This window comes from Acidihalobacter sp., assembly GCF_037381185.1.
Classification (GTDB): Bacteria; Pseudomonadota; Gammaproteobacteria; order DSM-5130; family Acidihalobacteraceae; genus Acidihalobacter_A.
Window position 1 is genome coordinate 12627 of the sequence record NZ_JARRQY010000038.1, and the last position, 17656, is coordinate 30282.

General features: G+C 64.6%; 14 protein-coding genes. 13 read left to right on the plus strand and 1 reads right to left on the minus strand.

Annotated features, from left to right (window positions below; genetic code table 11):
• Window positions 1–6 precede the first annotated feature (6 nt).
• The 10 genes from P8014_RS13645 to fba all read left to right on the plus strand — a co-directional run bounded on the left by P8014_RS13645 (window position 7) and on the right by fba (window position 12929).
• On the plus strand, window positions 7–504 hold the full coding sequence (locus P8014_RS13645; RefSeq protein ID WP_337817875.1) for an NADH-quinone oxidoreductase subunit J: 498 nt from the start codon (window positions 7–9) through the stop codon (window positions 502–504).
• Window positions 504–830 (plus strand): NADH-quinone oxidoreductase subunit NuoK, encoded by a 327-nt coding sequence (gene nuoK, locus P8014_RS13650; RefSeq protein WP_337817876.1) that lies wholly within the window; start codon window positions 504–506, stop codon window positions 828–830. The genes P8014_RS13645 and nuoK overlap by 1 nt, the downstream gene beginning before the upstream one ends.
• Window positions 827–2695 carry an NADH-quinone oxidoreductase subunit L gene (gene nuoL / locus P8014_RS13655; RefSeq protein ID WP_337817877.1) on the plus strand — a complete coding sequence of 623 codons (1869 nt, stop codon included), beginning with the start codon at window positions 827–829 and terminating at the stop codon, window positions 2693–2695. The genes nuoK and nuoL overlap by 4 nt, the downstream gene beginning before the upstream one ends.
• 55 nt (window positions 2696–2750) lie before the next feature.
• Window positions 2751–4193, plus strand: a complete 1443-nt coding sequence (locus P8014_RS13660) for an NADH-quinone oxidoreductase subunit M (protein WP_337817878.1) — start codon at window positions 2751–2753, stop codon at window positions 4191–4193.
• Between the two features lie 10 nt (window positions 4194–4203).
• The gene (locus tag P8014_RS13665; protein WP_337817879.1) at window positions 4204–5616 is read left to right on the plus strand and encodes an NADH-quinone oxidoreductase subunit N; all 1413 of its coding nucleotides are present in this window, start codon (window positions 4204–4206) and stop codon (window positions 5614–5616) included.
• A 221-nt stretch (window positions 5617–5837) separates the two neighbouring features.
• The gene (tkt, locus tag P8014_RS13670) at window positions 5838–7823 is read left to right on the plus strand and encodes a transketolase (RefSeq protein ID WP_337817880.1); all 1986 of its coding nucleotides are present in this window, start codon (window positions 5838–5840) and stop codon (window positions 7821–7823) included.
• Between the two features lie 63 nt (window positions 7824–7886).
• Window positions 7887–8894 (plus strand): type I glyceraldehyde-3-phosphate dehydrogenase, encoded by a 1008-nt coding sequence (gene gap / locus P8014_RS13675; protein ID WP_337817881.1) that lies wholly within the window; start codon window positions 7887–7889, stop codon window positions 8892–8894.
• Between the two features lie 120 nt (window positions 8895–9014).
• The gene (locus P8014_RS13680; RefSeq protein WP_337817882.1) at window positions 9015–10193 is read left to right on the plus strand and encodes a phosphoglycerate kinase; all 1179 of its coding nucleotides are present in this window, start codon (window positions 9015–9017) and stop codon (window positions 10191–10193) included.
• 123 nt (window positions 10194–10316) lie between these two features.
• Window positions 10317–11762, plus strand: a complete 1446-nt coding sequence (gene pyk, locus P8014_RS13685) for a pyruvate kinase (RefSeq protein ID WP_337817883.1) — start codon at window positions 10317–10319, stop codon at window positions 11760–11762.
• A 102-nt stretch (window positions 11763–11864) separates the two neighbouring features.
• Complete coding sequence (fba, locus tag P8014_RS13690; RefSeq protein ID WP_337817884.1) at window positions 11865–12929, plus strand: class II fructose-bisphosphate aldolase; 1065 nt, start codon at window positions 11865–11867, stop codon at window positions 12927–12929.
• Window positions 12930–13178: 249 nt separating this feature from the next.
• Here fba and P8014_RS13695 read toward each other — a convergent pair whose 3' ends face one another.
• Window positions 13179–14066: a phosphoribosylaminoimidazolesuccinocarboxamide synthase gene (locus P8014_RS13695; protein WP_337817885.1), complete on the minus strand. Its 888-nt coding sequence runs from the start codon at window positions 14064–14066 to the stop codon at window positions 13179–13181.
• 201 nt (window positions 14067–14267) lie between these two features.
• Between P8014_RS13695 and dctP the strand changes: the two genes are divergently transcribed.
• From dctP to P8014_RS13710, 3 genes are read left to right on the plus strand one after another with little or no spacing between them, the layout of a single operon-like run.
• On the plus strand, window positions 14268–15374 hold the full coding sequence (gene dctP / locus P8014_RS13700) for a TRAP transporter substrate-binding protein DctP (RefSeq protein ID WP_337817886.1): 1107 nt from the start codon (window positions 14268–14270) through the stop codon (window positions 15372–15374).
• 4 nt (window positions 15375–15378) lie between these two features.
• Entirely contained in the window at window positions 15379–15879 is a 501-nt protein-coding gene (gene purE, locus P8014_RS13705) for a 5-(carboxyamino)imidazole ribonucleotide mutase (RefSeq protein ID WP_337817887.1), read from the plus strand.
• Window positions 15876–16997, plus strand: a complete 1122-nt coding sequence (locus tag P8014_RS13710; protein WP_337817888.1) for a 5-(carboxyamino)imidazole ribonucleotide synthase — start codon at window positions 15876–15878, stop codon at window positions 16995–16997. Before purE ends, P8014_RS13710 begins: the two co-directional genes overlap by 4 nt.
• The last annotated feature ends 659 nt before the right edge of the window (window positions 16998–17656 follow it).

Sequence of the window (17656 nt, forward strand, 5' to 3'; positions counted from 1 at the left end):
CGCGCCATGCTGTGGAATCTCATCTTCACGCTAACCGCCCTGCTTATGCTGGGCTCGGCCCTGGCCGCGTTGTTCGCGCGCCAGGCCATGTACGGCGCGCTGTATCTGGTGATCTCGATGATCGCCGTGGCGATGCTGTACTTCCTGCTCGGCGCGCCGTTCATTTCGGCGCTGCAGGTCAGTCTGTACGTCGGCGCCATCGCGGTGCTGCTGGTGTTCATGATCACGATGCTCAACCGCAGTGCCGCGCCGCGCCGGCGCGCCCGCCGCAAGGGCGTCATCTGGCCGCTGCTGCTGCTGGCCTTGCTGCTGGCCGAAGGGGTGGTGCTGTTCGCTCTGCGCGTGCAGGCGCCGGCCCAATCCATCACCTCGGTCGGGCCCAAGGTCGTCGGCGGTGCGCTGTTCGGCCATTACCTGCTGCTGGTGGAGGCAACGGCGCTGCTGCTGCTCGCGGCGCTGACCGCGGTGCTTCATCTGAGCCGCAAAGGGGAGGAGGAATCGTAATGGAATACGCCCCGACACTGCTGGCCGGAGGCGCCCTGTTCGTCATCGGTCTGGCCATGGTGCTGCTGCGCAGCGAATTGTTGTTCGTGCTCATGGGCATCGAGGTGATGTTCAACGGCGCCGGCCTGACCGCGGCTGCGGCCGGCCAGTACTGGAACGATGCGGTGGGACAGGTGCTGGTGCTGTTCCTGATGACCATTACCGGTGCCGAGTTGGCGGTGGCGTTGGTGCTGGTGTATCTGGCCTACCGCCGCCTGCGTGCGACCGAGCTGGGCGACATCAGCGTCCTGCGTGACGATGGACCGTCCGAGGAGGCTGCACAATGAACCACTGGCTTTGGCTGATTCCGGGCGCCGCGTTGATTGGCGCGGCTTTGAACGCCGTGTTCGGCGGCTGGTGGGGTGTGCGCAATAGCGCGCGCGTCGCCGTGCTGGCCCTGGCCGTAAGCGCCTTGAGCGTGGCGGCGCTGTGGTTTGCCGGTGCCGCGACCCATGTCTTCCACCAGACGCTCTACACCTGGATGGATTCCGGCGCGTGGGATGTGACGGTCGGTCTGCGTGTCGATCGCGTCACCCTGGTAATGCTCAGCGTGGCGAGCTGGGTGGGCTTCCTGATCCACCTGTTCTCCTACCGCTTCATGGCGGGCGACTACGGTGAGCGGCGCTACTTCGTCTACCTCAACCTGTTCGTCGCCGGCATGCTGATCTTCGTGCTGGCGGACAACCTCGTGCTGATCTATCTCGGCTGGGAGGTGATGGGGCTGTGCTCCTACGCGCTGGTGTCGCATTGGTACCGCAAGGCGCACTACGCCTGGTGCGGACGCAAGGCCTTCGTGGTCACGCGTATCGGTGACACGGCGCTGGCGCTGGCTATCTTCCTGATCTTCGCGCAGTACCACACGGTCGATCTGCATGGTCTGTTCACGGCTTTGCACGCGCAACCGGTCGATACCACGATGCTCGGTTGGATCGCGCTGCTGGTACTGATCGGCGCGGCCGGCAAGTCGGCGCAGCTGCCGCTGTCGACCTGGCTGCCCGACGCGATGGCTGGCCCGAGCACGGTTTCGGCGCTGATCCATGCCGCGACCATGGTCACCGCGGGCGTGTACCTGATACTGCGCTTGCATCCGCTGTTCGAGCTGGTGCCGTCGATGCTGTGGCTGGTCGGTCTGGTGGGTGCGCTGACTTTGGTCTACGCCGGCCTGTCCGCGCTGGGGCAGTACGACATCAAGCGCGTGATCGCCTACTCGACGATCAGCCAGATCGGCTACATGTTCCTGGCCGTTGGCATCGGCGCCTACGGACTGGCGCTTTTCCACCTAGCCGTGCACGCCTGCTTCAAGTCGCTGCTGTTCATGTCCGCCGGCGTGGCGATCGAGCACTACGACGGCGACCACGACATCCGCCGCATGGGCGGCCTGGGCAAGCGCGCGCCCTATCTGCGCCTGGTGTTCCTGGCAGGTGCGGCGACGCTGGCGGCGGTGCCCCTGATTACGGCGGCCTTCTACAGCAAGGACCCGATCATCGAGGCGGCCTGGGCCGCGCCGCAGGGCTGGTTGCTGTGGGGGCTGGCCATCGCCGGTGCCGTGCTGACCGGCGCCTATACCTTCCGCCTGTACTTCATGGTCTTCCCCGGCCAGTCGCGCGGCAAGCTCAAGGACTACTCGATGCCGCTGTCCATGCGCCTGCCGCTGGGCATTCTGGCGCTGGCCAGCATCGGTCTCGGTTTCGTGCAGTTCCCCACCGAGTGGCCGCATCTGCCGCACCTGTTCCTGCCCTGGCTGTCCGGCGAGCTGGGCATGCCGACGATGCCGCACGGCGGCACCGCCGTGGTGCTGTCGCTGCTGGGAATGGCCGCGGCGCTGCTCGGCATCGCCTGGGGCTGGCGGTTGGCGCAGCGCGAAATCGAAGGGCTGGGCATCGGTCGTTCCAAGCTGCTTTCCAGCGGCCTGTATCTGGATGCGATCTACGACGCGCTGGTCGTGCGGCCGAGCTTCGCGCTGTCGCGCATGCTGCGCGACGGTATCGAGGCCGCGACGTTCAATACTGCCGTGGTCGGCTCGCTGGTCCGCGTGCTGCGCGTGGGCAATCGCGCGCTGAGCCTGACGCAGAACGGCAGCACCGCGCGCTACGCCAGCTTCATGGCGCTGGGGGTGGTGGCGATGCTGGGTTACTTCCTGTGGCGCATGTAGTGGCTGCTGCGGCCCGCATGCCGGGTGGCCAAGGACGGCTTCTGAGGAATAGAGAATGTTGAACCTGTTGATATTTCTGCCCATGGTCGGGGGCTTTCTGATCTGGCTGCTGCTGCGCCGCAGCGCCGTGGCGGCGCGCTGGGCGGTGCTCGCGGTGGCGCTGGTCGAGGCGGTGATCTGCCTCAAGCTCTGGGCGACGATGGGAGACGGCTTCTTCGCTCAGGTGCACGCCGCCTGGCTGCCGTCGTTCGGAGTGCAATACCTGCTCGGCATGGATGGCCTGAGCCTGGTGCTCGCACTGCTGACCGCGGTGGTGACACTGGGCGCGCTGCTGGTGGCGTGGAATGCGGTGGAGGACTGGGCCGCCTTCGGGGCGCTGATCCTGATCGCCGAGGGCGCCATCATGGGCGTGCTGTGTGCGCTGGACCTAGTGTTGTTCTACGTGTTCTGGGAAGTGATGATCGTGCCGATCTTCTTCCTCGCGGCGCGGCGCGGCGCCGAGGCGCGTCGGGCAGCGATGCGTTTCTTCCTGTTCACCATCGTCGGTTCGCTGTTGATGCTGGTGTCGTTGGTCGCGCTGTACGTCTTGCACGGCCAGGCCACCGGCGAATACACCTTCGACTACTTCAAGCTGCTGCACACGCCGATGGGCGCGCATCTCAGCCTGTGGCTGATGCTGGGCATGCTGTCGGCCTTCGCGGTGAAGATTCCGATGTTCCCGCTGCATCTGTGGGCGCCGGATACCTATAGCCGCGCCGAGGCACCGGTGTCGATCATGCTGGCAGGCGCCATGGCGAACATGGGCGCTTACGGCGTGATGCGCTTCTGTCTGCCGCTGTTTCCTGCCGGTGCGCAGATCTTTGCGCCCTGGGGTATGGCGCTGGGCGCGATCGGCGTGGTCTACGCAGGTTTGCTCGCGCTGGTGCAGAACGATCTTAAGCGCGTGATCGCCTATTCCAGCGTCAGCCACATGAGCCTGGTCGTGCTGGGGTTGTTCGCGTGGCAGCGCCAGGCGCTGGACGGTGCGGTGTTCCTGCTGCTGGCGCACGGCATCGGCGTGCTGGGCCTGTTCGCGGTCACTGCCTGGATCGAGGCGCGTGGACGCAGCATGGACCTCGATGGGATGGGGGGCTGGTTCAAGCTGATGCCGCGCATGGGCATCTTGTTCCTGATCTGTCTGCTGGCCGGCGTCGGGCTGCCCGGGCTGGCCAATTTCGTCGGCGAATTCCTGGTGCTGGCAGGCGGGGTGGAGGTCAACCTGGCTTGGAGCGTGGTTGCGGCGCTGGGCATCCTGGTCAGCGTCATGTACTTCCTGCGCGCCTACGAGCGCAGCATGCTGGGGCCGCTGCGCGAGGAGATCGAACTGAGAGATCTGGGTGTGCGGGAGACTTTCGTCATGGGCGCGACGGCGTTGCTGCTGCTGTGGCTCGGTTTGTTCCCGCAGGTGTTGCTGTCGCCCGTCGGCGCCGTCACCGCCGCGCTGGCGCAGATGCATTGAGGCTGTATTCATGACACAGAACGAATTTCTATTGCTGTCTCCGTATCTCGTCATCGGTCTGGGAGCGGTGGCCGTGCTGCTGGCTGGCGTGCTGCCGATGTCCGAACGCAAAAATCAGGGGCTGGCCTATTGGCTGACCCTGCTGCTGCTGGCCGTATCCTTTGCGCTCAGCCTCGGCATGTGGGGTCGTACGGGAAGCCTGATGGGAGGCGGGTTGCGCATCGACGCGATTACCCTCGGTTTCAATGCCTTGTCCTGTGCAGGGGCGTTTGCCTCCCTGGTCCTGGCCCGTGGCTATGGCCCTATCCGCGCGGAGATCACTGAGGCGTTTTGCGGGCTGGTGCTGTTCGCCACCCTCGGCATGTTTATCCTGGTCTCTTCGACCGACCTGCTGGCCGCCTTCCTGGGCCTTGAGCTGATCGCGGTGCCGATCTTCGGTCTGATCGCCTGGGAACCGGCTCGGCGAGGGGCGATCGAGGGCGCGCTTAAATATGCGGTGCTGGCGGGTTTGTCGGCCGCGTTCTTCCTGTATGGTCTGGCCTTGATCTACGCCGGCTCCGGCACCCTCGAACTCACCGCGCTGGCCGCCGGTCTGAGCCAGGCTCACAGTCTGCCCATGCTCACGATCACCGGTTTCATCATGTTGCTGGTGGGGATCGGCTTCGAACTCGCATTGGTGCCGTTCCACATGTGGGCGGCAGACGTCTACGAGGGCGCCCCGGTGCCGGTGACGGCGCTGCTGGGGACGGTGGCCAAGGTGGCGATGCTGGTGTTCCTGGTGCGGGTGCTGAGCGAGGTGCCGTTGGTGGTGCTGGACACGCTGGCCCCCATCTTGGCCGTGATCGGCGTTCTCGGCATGGTCTTCGGCAACCTGCTCGCGCTCCGCCAGGACAAGGTGCTGCGCCTGCTGGGCTACTCGACCATCGCGCATTTCGGTTACGTGCTGGCGGCTCTGAGCTGTTCCTCCGAGCTGGGCTACCGCGCGGCGCTCTACTACGGGCTGGCCTACGCCGTGATGAACATGGCGGTGTTCGCGGTATTCGTGGCGCTGTCCGGCGAATATGCCAGCGAGGGGCGCATCGCCGATTATCGCGGTGCAGGTCGTCGGCATCCCTGGCTCGGTCTGGTGCTGGTGGTGGGCGTCGTGTCCCTGGCCGGACTGCCCCCGACCGCCGGTTTCTTTGCCAAGCTGTTCGTACTGTCGGCGTTGCTGCAGGCCGGTCATCCGGCGCTGGCGGTGGTCCTGGTGCTGGCAACGGCGACGTCGTTCTACTACTACCTGCGTGTGCTGCTGGCTTTCTTCCAGGCCGATTCCACGCCTGCGCGGGAGGCGAGCGCGACGCCTCTGGGCGCGTCCTTTGTTCTTGGTGTGTCGGCGGTGCTGACGCTGGGTGTAGGGATCTGGGCGCAGGCTTTCTTTTAGCGATCCGGTTCGCCCGTTCGCGCGGCGGCGGGACTCGGCGCTGACCGGCGCTTCCCGCTCTGCGCACTGCGGGGTTGTTGCTCCTTCCGCGCTAGTCAGGTAACAATGTGGCCCCTTTGCCCGGCTCGAAGCGCCAAGCGCTCGCCGGGAACCGCGAGCTGCGTTGTGGGCTGTCGCCCGCCGGCCGCGCAGGATTCATGACGTTAACGGGAGTATCGCTTATGCCTTCGCGCAGAGACTTAGCCAACGCCATCCGCGCGCTTGCCATGGACGCAGTCCAGAAAGCCAATTCGGGGCACCCCGGCGCCCCGATGGGTATGGCCGACATCGCCGAGGTGTTGTGGAACGACTTCATGTCCCACAACCCGGCCAATCCGCACTGGCCCGACCGCGACCGCTTCATCATGTCGAACGGCCACGGGTCCATGCTGCTGTATTCGCTGCTGCACCTGACCGGCTACGACCTGCCGATGTCGGAACTCAAACAGTTCCGGCAGTTGCATTCCAAGACTCCGGGCCATCCCGAATACGGCTATACGCCGGGTATCGAGACCACTACCGGGCCGCTGGGCCAGGGTGTGACCAATGGGGTCGGAATGGCTATCGCCGAGCGCGCGCTGGCCGCTCACTTCAACCGTCCCGGCCACGACGTCGTCGATCACTACACCTATGTGTTCCTCGGCGACGGCTGCCTCATGGAAGGCATCTCGCACGAGGCGTGCTCGCTGGCCGGTACGCTGGGCCTGGGTAAGCTGGTGTGCTTCTACGACGACAACGGCATTTCCATCGACGGCGAGGTCGAGGGCTGGTTCACCGACGATACGCCCAAGCGCTTCGAGGCCTATGGCTGGCATGTGGTGCGCGGCGTGGACGGCCATGATGCCGAGGCCATCAAGGCTGCGATCGAGGAGGCCCGTTCGGTTGCCGACAAACCTACGCTGATCTGCTGCCGCACCATCATCGGCTTCGGCTCGCCCAACAAGCAGGGCAAGGAAGAGTGCCATGGTGCCGCGCTTGGTGAAGATGAAGTGGCGCTGACGCGCAAGGAACTAGGCTGGAAGTATGGTCCGTTCGAGATTCCGGACGAGATCTACGCCGGCTGGAACGCGCGCGACAAGGGTGCGGCGGCCGAGGCCGATTGGAATGCGAAGTTCGACGCCTACCGCGCCGCGCATCCCGAGCTGGCCGACGAATTGCAGCGCCGCCTGAACAATGAGCTGGTGGCCGATTTCGACGCCCAGGCCGATGCCTTCATCAAGTCCGTGGTCGAGAAGGGCGAGACCATCGCCTCGCGCAAGGCTTCGCAAAACGCGATCAAGGGATTCGCCGCGTTCACCGATTTCATGGGCGGCTCCGCCGACCTGGCGGGATCCAACCTGACGCTGTGGCCCGATGCGAAGCCGATGCGCGCATCCAGTCCGGATGCCAACTACATCAACTACGGCGTGCGTGAGTTCGGCATGACCGCGATGATCAACGGCATCGCGCTGCACGGCGGTTTCGTGCCCTACGGCGCGACCTTCCTGATGTTCTCCGAGTATGCGCGCAACGCGCTGCGCATGGCCGCGCTGATGAAGGTGCGCAACATCGAGGTGTTCACCCACGACTCCATCGGTCTCGGCGAAGACGGCCCGACCCACCAGCCGGTGGAGCAGACCGCGACGTTGCGCCTCATGCCCAACATGAGCGTGTGGCGTCCCTGCGACGCGGTCGAAACCGCAATCGCCTGGAAGCTGGCGATCAAGCGCATGGACGGCCCGACTTCCCTGGTCCTGTCGCGCCAGAACCTGCCTCACCAGGTGCGCAGCGACGAGCAGCTTGCCGCGGTGGCCAAGGGCGGCTACGTGCTCAAGGACTGCGACGGTGCGCCGGACGCCATCATCATCGCCACCGGTTCGGAAGTTGGTCTGGCGATGGACGCGGCCGAAGCGCTGAGCGGCAAGAAGATCCGCGTGGTGTCGATGCCGTCGACCGACGCCTTCGACGCGCAGGACGAAGCCTACAAGGAATCCGTGCTGCCCAAGGCGGTGCGCGTGCGCGTGGCCGTCGAGGCCGGCGTGACCGACGGTTGGCGCAAGTACGTGGGCCTGGAAGGCGTCGTGGTCGGGCTGGACCGCTTCGGCGAGTCGGCGCCCGGCGGCGAGCTGCTCAAGTACTTCGGCTTCACCGTCGAGCATGTCGTGGAGGCGGTTAAGTCCGTGCTCTGAGCCCTTTCCGGCGGTGCGCCGGCGGCGCACCGCCCAGCACTTTTCAATCAGTAGGAGTGTGGCATGACTATCAAGGTGGGTATCAATGGGTTCGGCCGTATCGGCCGTATGGCTTTCCGCGCCATCGCCCAGGAAAGCGAGTTCGACGCTCTGGAAGTGGTCGCGATCAACGACCTGCTCGACGCCGACTATCTCGCGTACATGCTGAAGTACGATTCGGTACACGGGCGCTTCAAGGGCGATGTGTCCGTCGATGGCAACAACCTCGTCGTCAACGGCAAGACCATCCGCCTGACCGCCGAGCGCGATCCCGCCAACCTCAAGTGGGGCGAGGTCGACGTCGACGTGGTGATCGAGAGCACCGGTTTCTTCCTCACCGAGGAAACCTGCCAGAAGCATCTCGACGCAGGCGCCAAGAAGGTGGTGCAGAGCGCGCCGTCCAAGGACGCCACGCCGATGTTCGTGTATGGCGTCAACCATGCCACCTACGCCGGCCAGAAGATCGTTTCGGCCGCTTCCTGCACCACCAACTGCCTGGCGCCGGTGGCCAAGGTGCTGCACGACAAGTTCGGCATCAAGCGCGGCCTGATGACCACGGTGCACGCCGCCACCGCCACGCAGAAGACCGTCGACGGCCCTTCGCACAAGGACTGGCGCGGCGGCCGCGGCATCCTGGAGAACATCATCCCGTCCTCCACCGGTGCGGCCAAGGCGGTCGGCAAGGTGCTGCCCGAGCTCAACGGCAAGCTCACCGGCATGTCCATGCGCGTGCCGACCTCCGACGTGTCGGTGGTCGACCTCACCGTCGAGCTGAACGCCGAGGCGTCCTATGAGGCGATCTGCACGGCCATGAAAGCCGCCGCCGACGGCGAGCTCAAGGGCGTGCTCGGCTACACCGAGGAGTCCGTGGTTTCCACCGACTTCCGCGGCTGCCCCGCGCCGTCGACCTTCGATGCCAAGGCGGGCATCGCGCTGGACGGCACCTTCGTCAAGGTGGTGTCCTGGTACGACAACGAGTACGGCTACACCTGCAACATGCTGCGTTTCGTGGATCACGTGGCCAGCAACTAAGCCGACTCCCGGTCGGCGGGGCGGGCACATGCCCGCCCCGCTTAGGCTTTACGCGGAGCGCGGAGAGATTTTCGGTAACCGGCGGTTACCCAAAATCTTTCATCTTCAGGAGTGCCAGGCATGCCTTTCCTCAAAATGACCGACCTCGATCTCGCCGGCAAGCGCATTTTGATCCGTGCCGATCTCAACGTGCCGCTCAAGGACGGCAAGGTCACTTCCGATCAGCGCATCCGCGCTTCCATGCCGACCGTCGAAGCCGCGCTGAAAGCGGGCGCGAAGGTCATGCTCATGTCCCACCTCGGCCGTCCTGAGGAAGGCGTTTACGACGAGGCCGCCTCGCTGGCGCCGGTCGCGGCGCACCTCGGCGGTCTGCTCGGGCGCGAGGTCAAGGTGGTCAAGGACTATCTCGACGGCGTCGAACTGGCCGACGGCGACGTGGTGGTGCTGGAGAACGTGCGCTTCAACAAGGGCGAGAAGAAGGACGAGGAAGGGTTGGCCAAGCGCTATGCTGCGCTGTGCGACGTGTTCGTGATGGACGCCTTCGGCACCGCCCACCGCGCCCAGGCCTCGACCCATGGCGTGGCCAAGTTCGCCCCCGTGGCCTGCGCCGGCCCGCTGCTCGCGCGCGAGTTGGAGGCGCTGGGCAAGGCCATGGACAATCCTGCGCGGCCGATGGTGGCTATCGTCGGCGGTTCCAAGGTCTCGACCAAGCTCACCGTACTGGAATCGCTGTCCAAGGTGGTCGATCAGTTGATCGTGGGTGGGGGCATCGCCAACACCTTCATCGCCGCGGCCGGCCACAAGGTCGGCAAGTCGCTGTGCGAGTCGGACCTGATCGATACCTGCAAGCAGCTGTCGGCCGAAGCGCACGCACGCGGCGCCGATATCCCGGTGCCGGTCGACGTGGTTTGCGGCAAGGAGTTTTCCGAATCCGCTGCGGCCGAACTCAAGCCGGTCGCCGAGGTGACCGACGACGACATGATCTTCGACGTCGGTCCGCAGACCTCCGCGCAATTTGCGGAGATTCTCAAGAGCGCCGGCACCATCGTCTGGAACGGTCCGGTCGGCGTGTTCGAGTTCGACCAGTTCGGCGAGGGTACCAAGGCGCTGGCGCTCGCCATCGCCGAGTCGCAGGCATTCTCCATCGCCGGCGGCGGCGATACCTTGGCTGCAGTGGACAAGTACGGCATCGCGGACCGCGTGTCCTATATCTCGACGGGTGGCGGCGCGTTCCTTGAATTCCTGGAAGGCAAGACCCTGCCCGCGGTAGCCGTGCTTGAGGAACGCTCGCGCGGCTGAAGTCTGCGCGGTGCAGGACGGCTCCGGTCATACCGGCAATACGCCTGGGTTAGCCTGGTGAGCGCCTGCAACGGTCGGCGGATGGGCCGCCGACCGCACGGTTATTCAGGAGTAGATCGAGTTATGCGACGTACCAAGATTGTGGCGACACTGGGCCCGGCCACCGACAAGCCGGGCATGATCGAGGCTATCGTGCGTGCCGGTGTCGATGTGGTGCGACTCAACTTTTCCCATGGCAGTGCAGAGGATCACCGTACCCGTGCGCAACTGATTCGCGAGGAGGCTGCGCGCCAGGGCCGTACCATAGGCGTACTGGGTGATCTGCAGGGCCCCAAGATCCGCATTGATCGGTTCGTCGAAGGTAAGGTCTGGCTGGAGGAAGGGGCGTCGTTCATTCTGGATGCCGAATTGGATCGCGATGCCGGCGACGTGACGCGCGTTGGCCTGACCTACAAAAGTCTGCCGGACGACGTGAAATCCGGCGATGTGCTGCTGCTTGACGACGGACGCGTGGTGCTTGAGGTCGAACGTGTCGAAGGCGCGCAGATCCACACCCAGGTGGTAGTCGGTGGCGATCTGTCCAACAACAAGGGTATCAATCGCCAGGGCGGCGGACTGTCCGCCAGTGCTCTGACCGACAAGGATCGCGAGGACATTCGCACCGCCGCCGAAATCGGCGTCGACTACCTCGCCGTGTCGTTTCCACGCAGCGCCGAAGACATGCACGAAACCCGCCGCTTGCTGAAGGAGGCAGGTGGCGACGCGGGGCTGGTGGCCAAGATCGAGCGGGCCGAGGCGCTGGACGTGATCGACGAGATCATCCTCGCCTCGGAAGTGATCATGATCGCGCGCGGCGATCTGGGCGTGGAAATCGGAGATGCCGACCTGCCCGGCGTGCAGAAGGATTTGATTCAGAAGGCGCGTAGCATGAATCGCGTGGTGATTACCGCGACGCAGATGATGGAGTCGATGATCGCCAATCCGATCCCGACCCGCGCGGAAGTATTCGACGTGGCCAATGCGGTGCTCGACGGCACTGATGCCGTCATGCTGTCGGGCGAAACCGCGGCGGGACGCTATCCGGCCAAGGCGATCAAGTCCATGGGGCTTATCTGCGAGTCGGCGGAGCAGCGGCGTTCGGCGCGCGAGTCGCATCACCGCATGGAACTGCGCTTCGAATACGTCGACGAGGCCATCGCCATGGCGACCATGTATACCGCCAACCACCTCAATGTACGCGCCATCGCGGCCATGACCGAATCGGGCTCGACCACGCTGTGGATGTCGCGCATCAGCTCCGGCATTCCCATATACGCCTTGACGCGCCACGAACGGACGGGTAGAAAAGTTGCGCTGTACCGTGGGGTGTACCCCATGGCTTTCGAAACCATACAGACGAGTCACGCCGAGGCCAATCGACAGGCCTTGAAGCTGCTCCTCGATCAGGGCGCCGTCAGCGAGGGCGATCTCGTGATTTCCACCAAAGGGGACATGATGGGGGAGCACGGCGGTACCAATGCCATGAAAATTCTTCGAGTCGGCGACCCGACGCCCGCGGACATCGCGTGAGGCGTTTGATGTCGGCCGCGGCCCCGTTACCTGCTGCAATGACGGCGGGCAACCTGTTTCCATCGGTTTAAGTTTCTGTCTACTACCAACTAGGAGGTCACTATGGCCCTCATTTCCCTGCGACAGCTTCTGGACCACGCGGCCGAGCACAGCTACGGCATGCCGGCTTTCAACGCCAACAACATGGAGCAGGTGCATGCGATCATGGAAGCGGCGACCGCGGTCGACAGCCCGGTGATCATTCAGGCGTCGGCCGGTGCCCGCAAATATGCCGGCGAGCCCTTTTTGCGCCATCTCATCGTTGCTGCCGCGGAGCAGTATCCGGATATCCCGATCGTGCTGCACCAGGATCACGGCGCCGAGCCGGCGGTGTGTTTCCGTTCGATCCAGTCCGGCTTCACTTCGGTGATGATGGACGGTTCGCTGATGCCTGACATGAAGACTCCGTCGACCTATGAATACAACGTCGAGGTGACCGCCAAGGTCGTCGAGATGTCGCACGCGCTGGGCGTGTCCGTCGAAGGCGAGCTGGGTTGCCTGGGTTCGCTGGAAACCGGCATGGCCGGCGAAGAGGACGGCAGCGGCGCCGAGGGCGTGCTGGATCACAGCCAGTTGCTGACCGATCCGGAGGAGGCGGCCGACTTCGTCAAGAAGACCGGCGTGGACGCGTTGGCCATCGCCATCGGCACCAGCCACGGCGCCTACAAGTTCACCCGTCCGCCGACCGGCGACATCCTGGCCATCCAGCGCGTCAAGGAAATCCACGCGCGTATCCCGGACACCCACCTGGTGATGCACGGTTCTTCCTCGGTGCCGCAGGACTGGCTGGAGATCATCAACAACTACGGCGGCGACATGGGGCAGACCTACGGCGTGCCGGTCGAGGAAATCGTCGAAGGCATCAAGCACGGCGTGCGCAAGGTGAACATCGATACGGACCTGCGCATGGCCAGCACCGGTGCGGTGCGCAAGTTCCTGGCCGAGAATCCCTCGAACTTCGATCCGCGCAAGTGGCTCGCGGCTTCGACCAAGGCCATGAAGGATATCTGCCAGGCGCGGTTCGAGGCCTTTGGTTCGGCCGGCAAAGCGTCTAAAATCAAATCACTGTCGCTTGAGGCGATGACCGCACGCTACGCCAGCGGCGAGCTCGCGCCCAAAGTCAACTGACCGACGACGGCAGGAGGAGGGAAGAGGGGCGGGTAACCGCCCCTTTTCTTTTGGCTGGGAGATGCAGCGTTGTGGGGCGCGTCTATGCGGGCGTCTACACTGTCCGGAAGCGAGCACGAAACCGCTTCCAGTGTGTTCAGCTGCCGTTTCTTGGAGCTTTGGTGAACCCGCAGGCTCTGGAGAGTCGGCAGATTTCGGCACAAGTTTTATGCAGCAACTGACGTGGGTGTGCGTAGACGTTCGTTTCGCTCAGCCGGTCAGGCGTTTCAGGGCTTCGCGATAGCGGGCAGCGGTCTGTTCCGCGATCTCCGCCGGCAGTTCCGGGCCCGGTGCGGTCTTGTCCCAATCCAGTGTTTCCAGATAGTCGCGCACGAACTGTTTGTCGAACGATGGGGGGCTGATACCGGGGCGGTAGCTCTCGGCCGGCCAGAAACGCGACGAGTCCGGCGTCAACGCCTCGTCGATCAGCGTGAGTTCGCCGGATTCGGGGTCGAGGCCGAATTCGAACTTGGTGTCGGCGATGATGATGCCGCGCGCGCGCGCGTACTCCGCGGCCTCGCGATACAGCGCCAGGCTGACCTCGCGCATGCGATCGGCATGATCAGGCCCGACCAGCGTCGCAACCTGATCGAAGTCGATGTTCTCGTCGTGCTCGCCGACGGCGGCTTTGCTCGAGGGCGTGAACAGCGGTTCGGGCAGCTGTCCCGCGAGCTCGAGTTCGGGCGGCAGCGCGATGCCGCATACGCGCCCTTCGCGCTGGTAGTCCTTCCAGCCGGAGCCGATCAGGTAGCCGCGCACGATGGCCTCGACCGGCAGGGCCTGCAGGCGGCGTACGACGATCGAACGCCCTTCCAGCGGTGCGCGTTCCGCCGGGTCGGGCACGACGTCCTCCAGTCGCAGCGTACTCAACTGGTTGGGCACGATGTGGGCGAGGCGCTCGAACCAGAAATTCGATACCTGCGTCAGTACGCGTCCCTTGCCGGGAATCGGCGTTGGCAGCACGACGTCGAAGGCCGATAGTCGATCAGTGGTGACGATCAGCATGTGTTCGTCGTCGACGGCGAAGATATCGCGGACCTTGCCGCGGTGAATCAGGGGCAGGGTTTTCAGTTCGGCTTGGAAAAGAATGTCGGACATGGAGGCTCTCGGTGGATCCCCGGCGTGTGCCGGCGATGTCGGTCGTTGTGTGCGATGTCGTCGGCGATTGTAGAACCATCGGGCCGAGATGCGTAGTTAGGCCTGTGCGTGGGCGGGGTAAACGGGGGCTTTCCCTCCGTGGTAAGCTCGCGCTGGGACGGGCCGACGCAGTCCCTATAATTAATAACTCAGGAGCAGAACATGAAGCGCAGAGACTTTCTGAAGGGCGCCGGTGCCGGTGCTGTCGCGGGAGCCGGCGTCGCGATGGCGCCGCTGGCGGGTGCGGCCGAACTGCCGCAGTTGCGTTGGCGCATGGTCACGAGTTGGCCGAACAGCCTGGATACGATTTACGGTGGCGCCCAGGATGTCGCCAAATACATTTCCGAATTGACCGGCGGGCGCTTTCAGATCCACACTTACGCGGCAGGTGAACTGGTCGGTGGACTGCAGGTGCTCGATGCCGTGTCTCAGGGCACCGTGGAAATGGGCCATACGGCATCGTACTACTACATCGGCAAGTCTCCCGCGTTGGCCTTCGACTGCACGCTGCCATTCGGTCTGACCACCCGCCAGCAGTACGCCTGGCAAATGCAGGGCGGCGGCAACGAATTGCTCAACAAGGAAGTGTTCAGCGAGTTCGGCATCCGTTCGCTGCCGGCCGGCAACACCGGTGTGCAGATGGGCGGCTGGTTCCGTCACCCGGTGCCCGATCTGAAGTCGCTGCAGGGCCTGAAGATGCGTATCCCCGGCTTCGGCGGCAAAGTGATGGCCAAGCTGGGCGTCAACGTCCAGACCCTGGCCGGCTCGCAAATCTATCCCGCTCTGGAACGCGGCGTCATCGACGCCACCGAGTTCGTCGGCCCCTACGACGACGAAAAGCTCGGTTTCTATCAGGTGGCCAAGTACTACTATGCGCCGTCCTGGTGGGAACCGAACGCGCAGTTGTCGGTATACATCAACAGCAAGCAGTGGGAGAAGCTGCCCAAGCTGTACCAGGAGGCGCTGCGCATAGCCTGCACCGCGGCGAACTGGAATATGGTGGCCAAGTACGATGCCAAGAATCCGGTTGCGCTCAAGAGCCTGCTGTCCAAGGGCGTCAAGCTCGAGCGCTTCTCCGAGGACATTCTGAAAGCGGCGCAGAAGGCGGCGTTCGAAATCTACGACGGACTCAACAAGAGCAATTCGACCTGGCGCAAGGTCTACAGCGAGTGGCTCAAGTTCCGCAACATGGAATACGCCTGGTTCGCGGCGGATCAGCTGGTGTACGAATCGTTCGCGTTCCCGCAGGTACCTCTGAAGGATCTTTGAGACGATGACGCAGCAACCCCTGGTCGGCGTGGTGATGGGCTCGGATAGCGACTGGCCCGTGATGTCGCTTGCGGTCGAACGGCTACAGGATTTCGGCGTGGCGCACGAGGCGCGCGTGGTCTCGGCGCACCGGACGCCGGATCTGCTCTACCGTTATGCCGAGGAGGCCGCCGAACGTGGTCTGCGGGCCATCATTGCCGGCGCTGGAGGGGCAGCTCATCTTCCCGGCATGCTTGCGGCCAAGACCACGCTTCCGGTCCTCGGCGTGCCGGTACCTTCGCGTTACCTGAAAGGACAGGATTCGCTGCTGTCCATCGTACAGATGCCCAAGGGCGTGCCGGTGGCGACTTTCGCCATCGGCGAGGCAGGCGCGGTCAACGCCGCGCTGTTTGCCGTGGCGATGCTGGCCACCGGCGATGCGGCGTTGACGGAACGTCTCGAAGCGTTCCGCGCCACACAGCGCGAAGCGGTTGAGGCCATGAGTCTGCCACCGGCCTCGTCATGATCCTGCCCGGCGCGACTCTTGGCATGCTCGGCGGGGGGCAGCTTGGGCGTCTATTCATCCTTGCCGCACATGATCTCGGCTACCGCGTGGTGGTGCTCGATCCCGACCCGGACAGTCCGGCCGGACGCGTTGCGGACGAGCATCTGCACGCATTCTACAACGACCCCTGGGCGCTCGAGCGCATGGCGCAGGATTGCGCGGCGATCACCACCGAGTTCGAGAACATTCCGGCCGATACGCTGGAGCGCCTGGCCGAGGCCGTGCCGGTGTTTCCCGCGGCTGAAGCCGTGCGTACGGCGCAGGACCGCATCCGCGAGAAGACTTTCATCCGCGAGGCCGGTCTGCCGACCGCGCCGTTCGCGGTGGTGCGTTCCACCGACGATCTCGATGCCGCTATGGCCGAGGTCGGCGTGCCGGCGATACTCAAGCGCGCGGCGCTGGGCTATGACGGCAAAGGCCAAGTGCGCATCGGCGCGGCCGAAGAACTCGCGCCGGCGTTCGCCACGCTGGGCGAGGTGCCCTGCGTGCTGGAGCGGCGCGTGGAACTGGAACGAGAGGTGTCGGTGGTGCTGGCGCGCGGCGCGCAGGGCGAAGCGCTCTGTTTTCCTCTGGCCGAGAACGAACACCGGGCCGGTATTCTGGACGTGTCCATCGTGCCTGCCAGAGTGTCGGAACGCACCGCCGCACAGGCCCGGGCGATGGCCTTGAGTCTGGCCGAACGCCTGGATTACCGTGGCGTCATGGCGGTCGAATTCTTCCTTACGCCCGGTGGCGAGCTGCTGGTCAACGAAATGGCACCGCGTCCGCACAACAGCGGCCACTACACGATCGATGCTTGCGCCACTTCGCAGTTCGAACAGCAGCTGCGGGCCTTGTGCGGTCTGCCGCTGGGGGATGTCCGTCTGCTTAGCCCGGTGGTCATGATGAATCTGCTCGGCGATCTCTGGGCCGAGCGGGAGCCTCATTGGGATCGGATATTCGCCGCGGAGGCTGCCCAGTTGCATCTGTATGGCAAGCGCGAGCCGCGGCCGGGGCGCAAGATGGGGCATTTCTGCGTGCTGGATTGCGATGCCGAGAGAGCCTTGCAGCGGGCCCGGGATACGTTTGCCGCGCTTTAGGTTCATTCGTTTCCGTCTTGGGGCGCACATCAGCGTTTGTGGTTTTGATCTCGTGTGGTTAACAGCGGCGTGTTTGCTGGCTTTGGTGGCGGATTTCGGGCGCGATTTGGGGTATGGGGATTCGCTCTGAACTGGTGACGCGCCCGAGCCTCTTTCTTTGACCGCGCAAAGAAAGAGGCAAAAGAAACGCGCCCCCAAAGCACTCTGCGCCTGTGCCATTCACGGCTGCAGCGCCTCCAGGCTGTTTTGCCACAAGGCGCGTCGCGCAGGGAAGGCTCATTGCCTTCACCAGCGGCGCAACACCGAGGCGGGACAGCCTGGAGTCGCCCTTCGGGTGGACTGGTGTGCGCCCATGGCGGCGTTGCGGCGCTTGCCAAGGGCTCGGGCCATTGCCTTCGCACCGCGCCTTGCCCTGAACGCACACCAGCCCACTGCAGTCGCGAATGGCACAGGTGCAGAGTGCTGTGCTTGGCCCTGACGGGGAACCTCGCGAACGCACGCCTGAACAGGGCCCGCAGCCATTCGTCGTCCGGGCGAAGGGCTGCTTGGCCGGCGTCCTGCCGGCCATCTCCGCCCAGGCGCACGTTCGCGAGGCAAGCGATCAGGGGGGGACTCAACGTCAAAACACGGCTTCGGTAGGTTGGGGTGAGTGCAGCGAA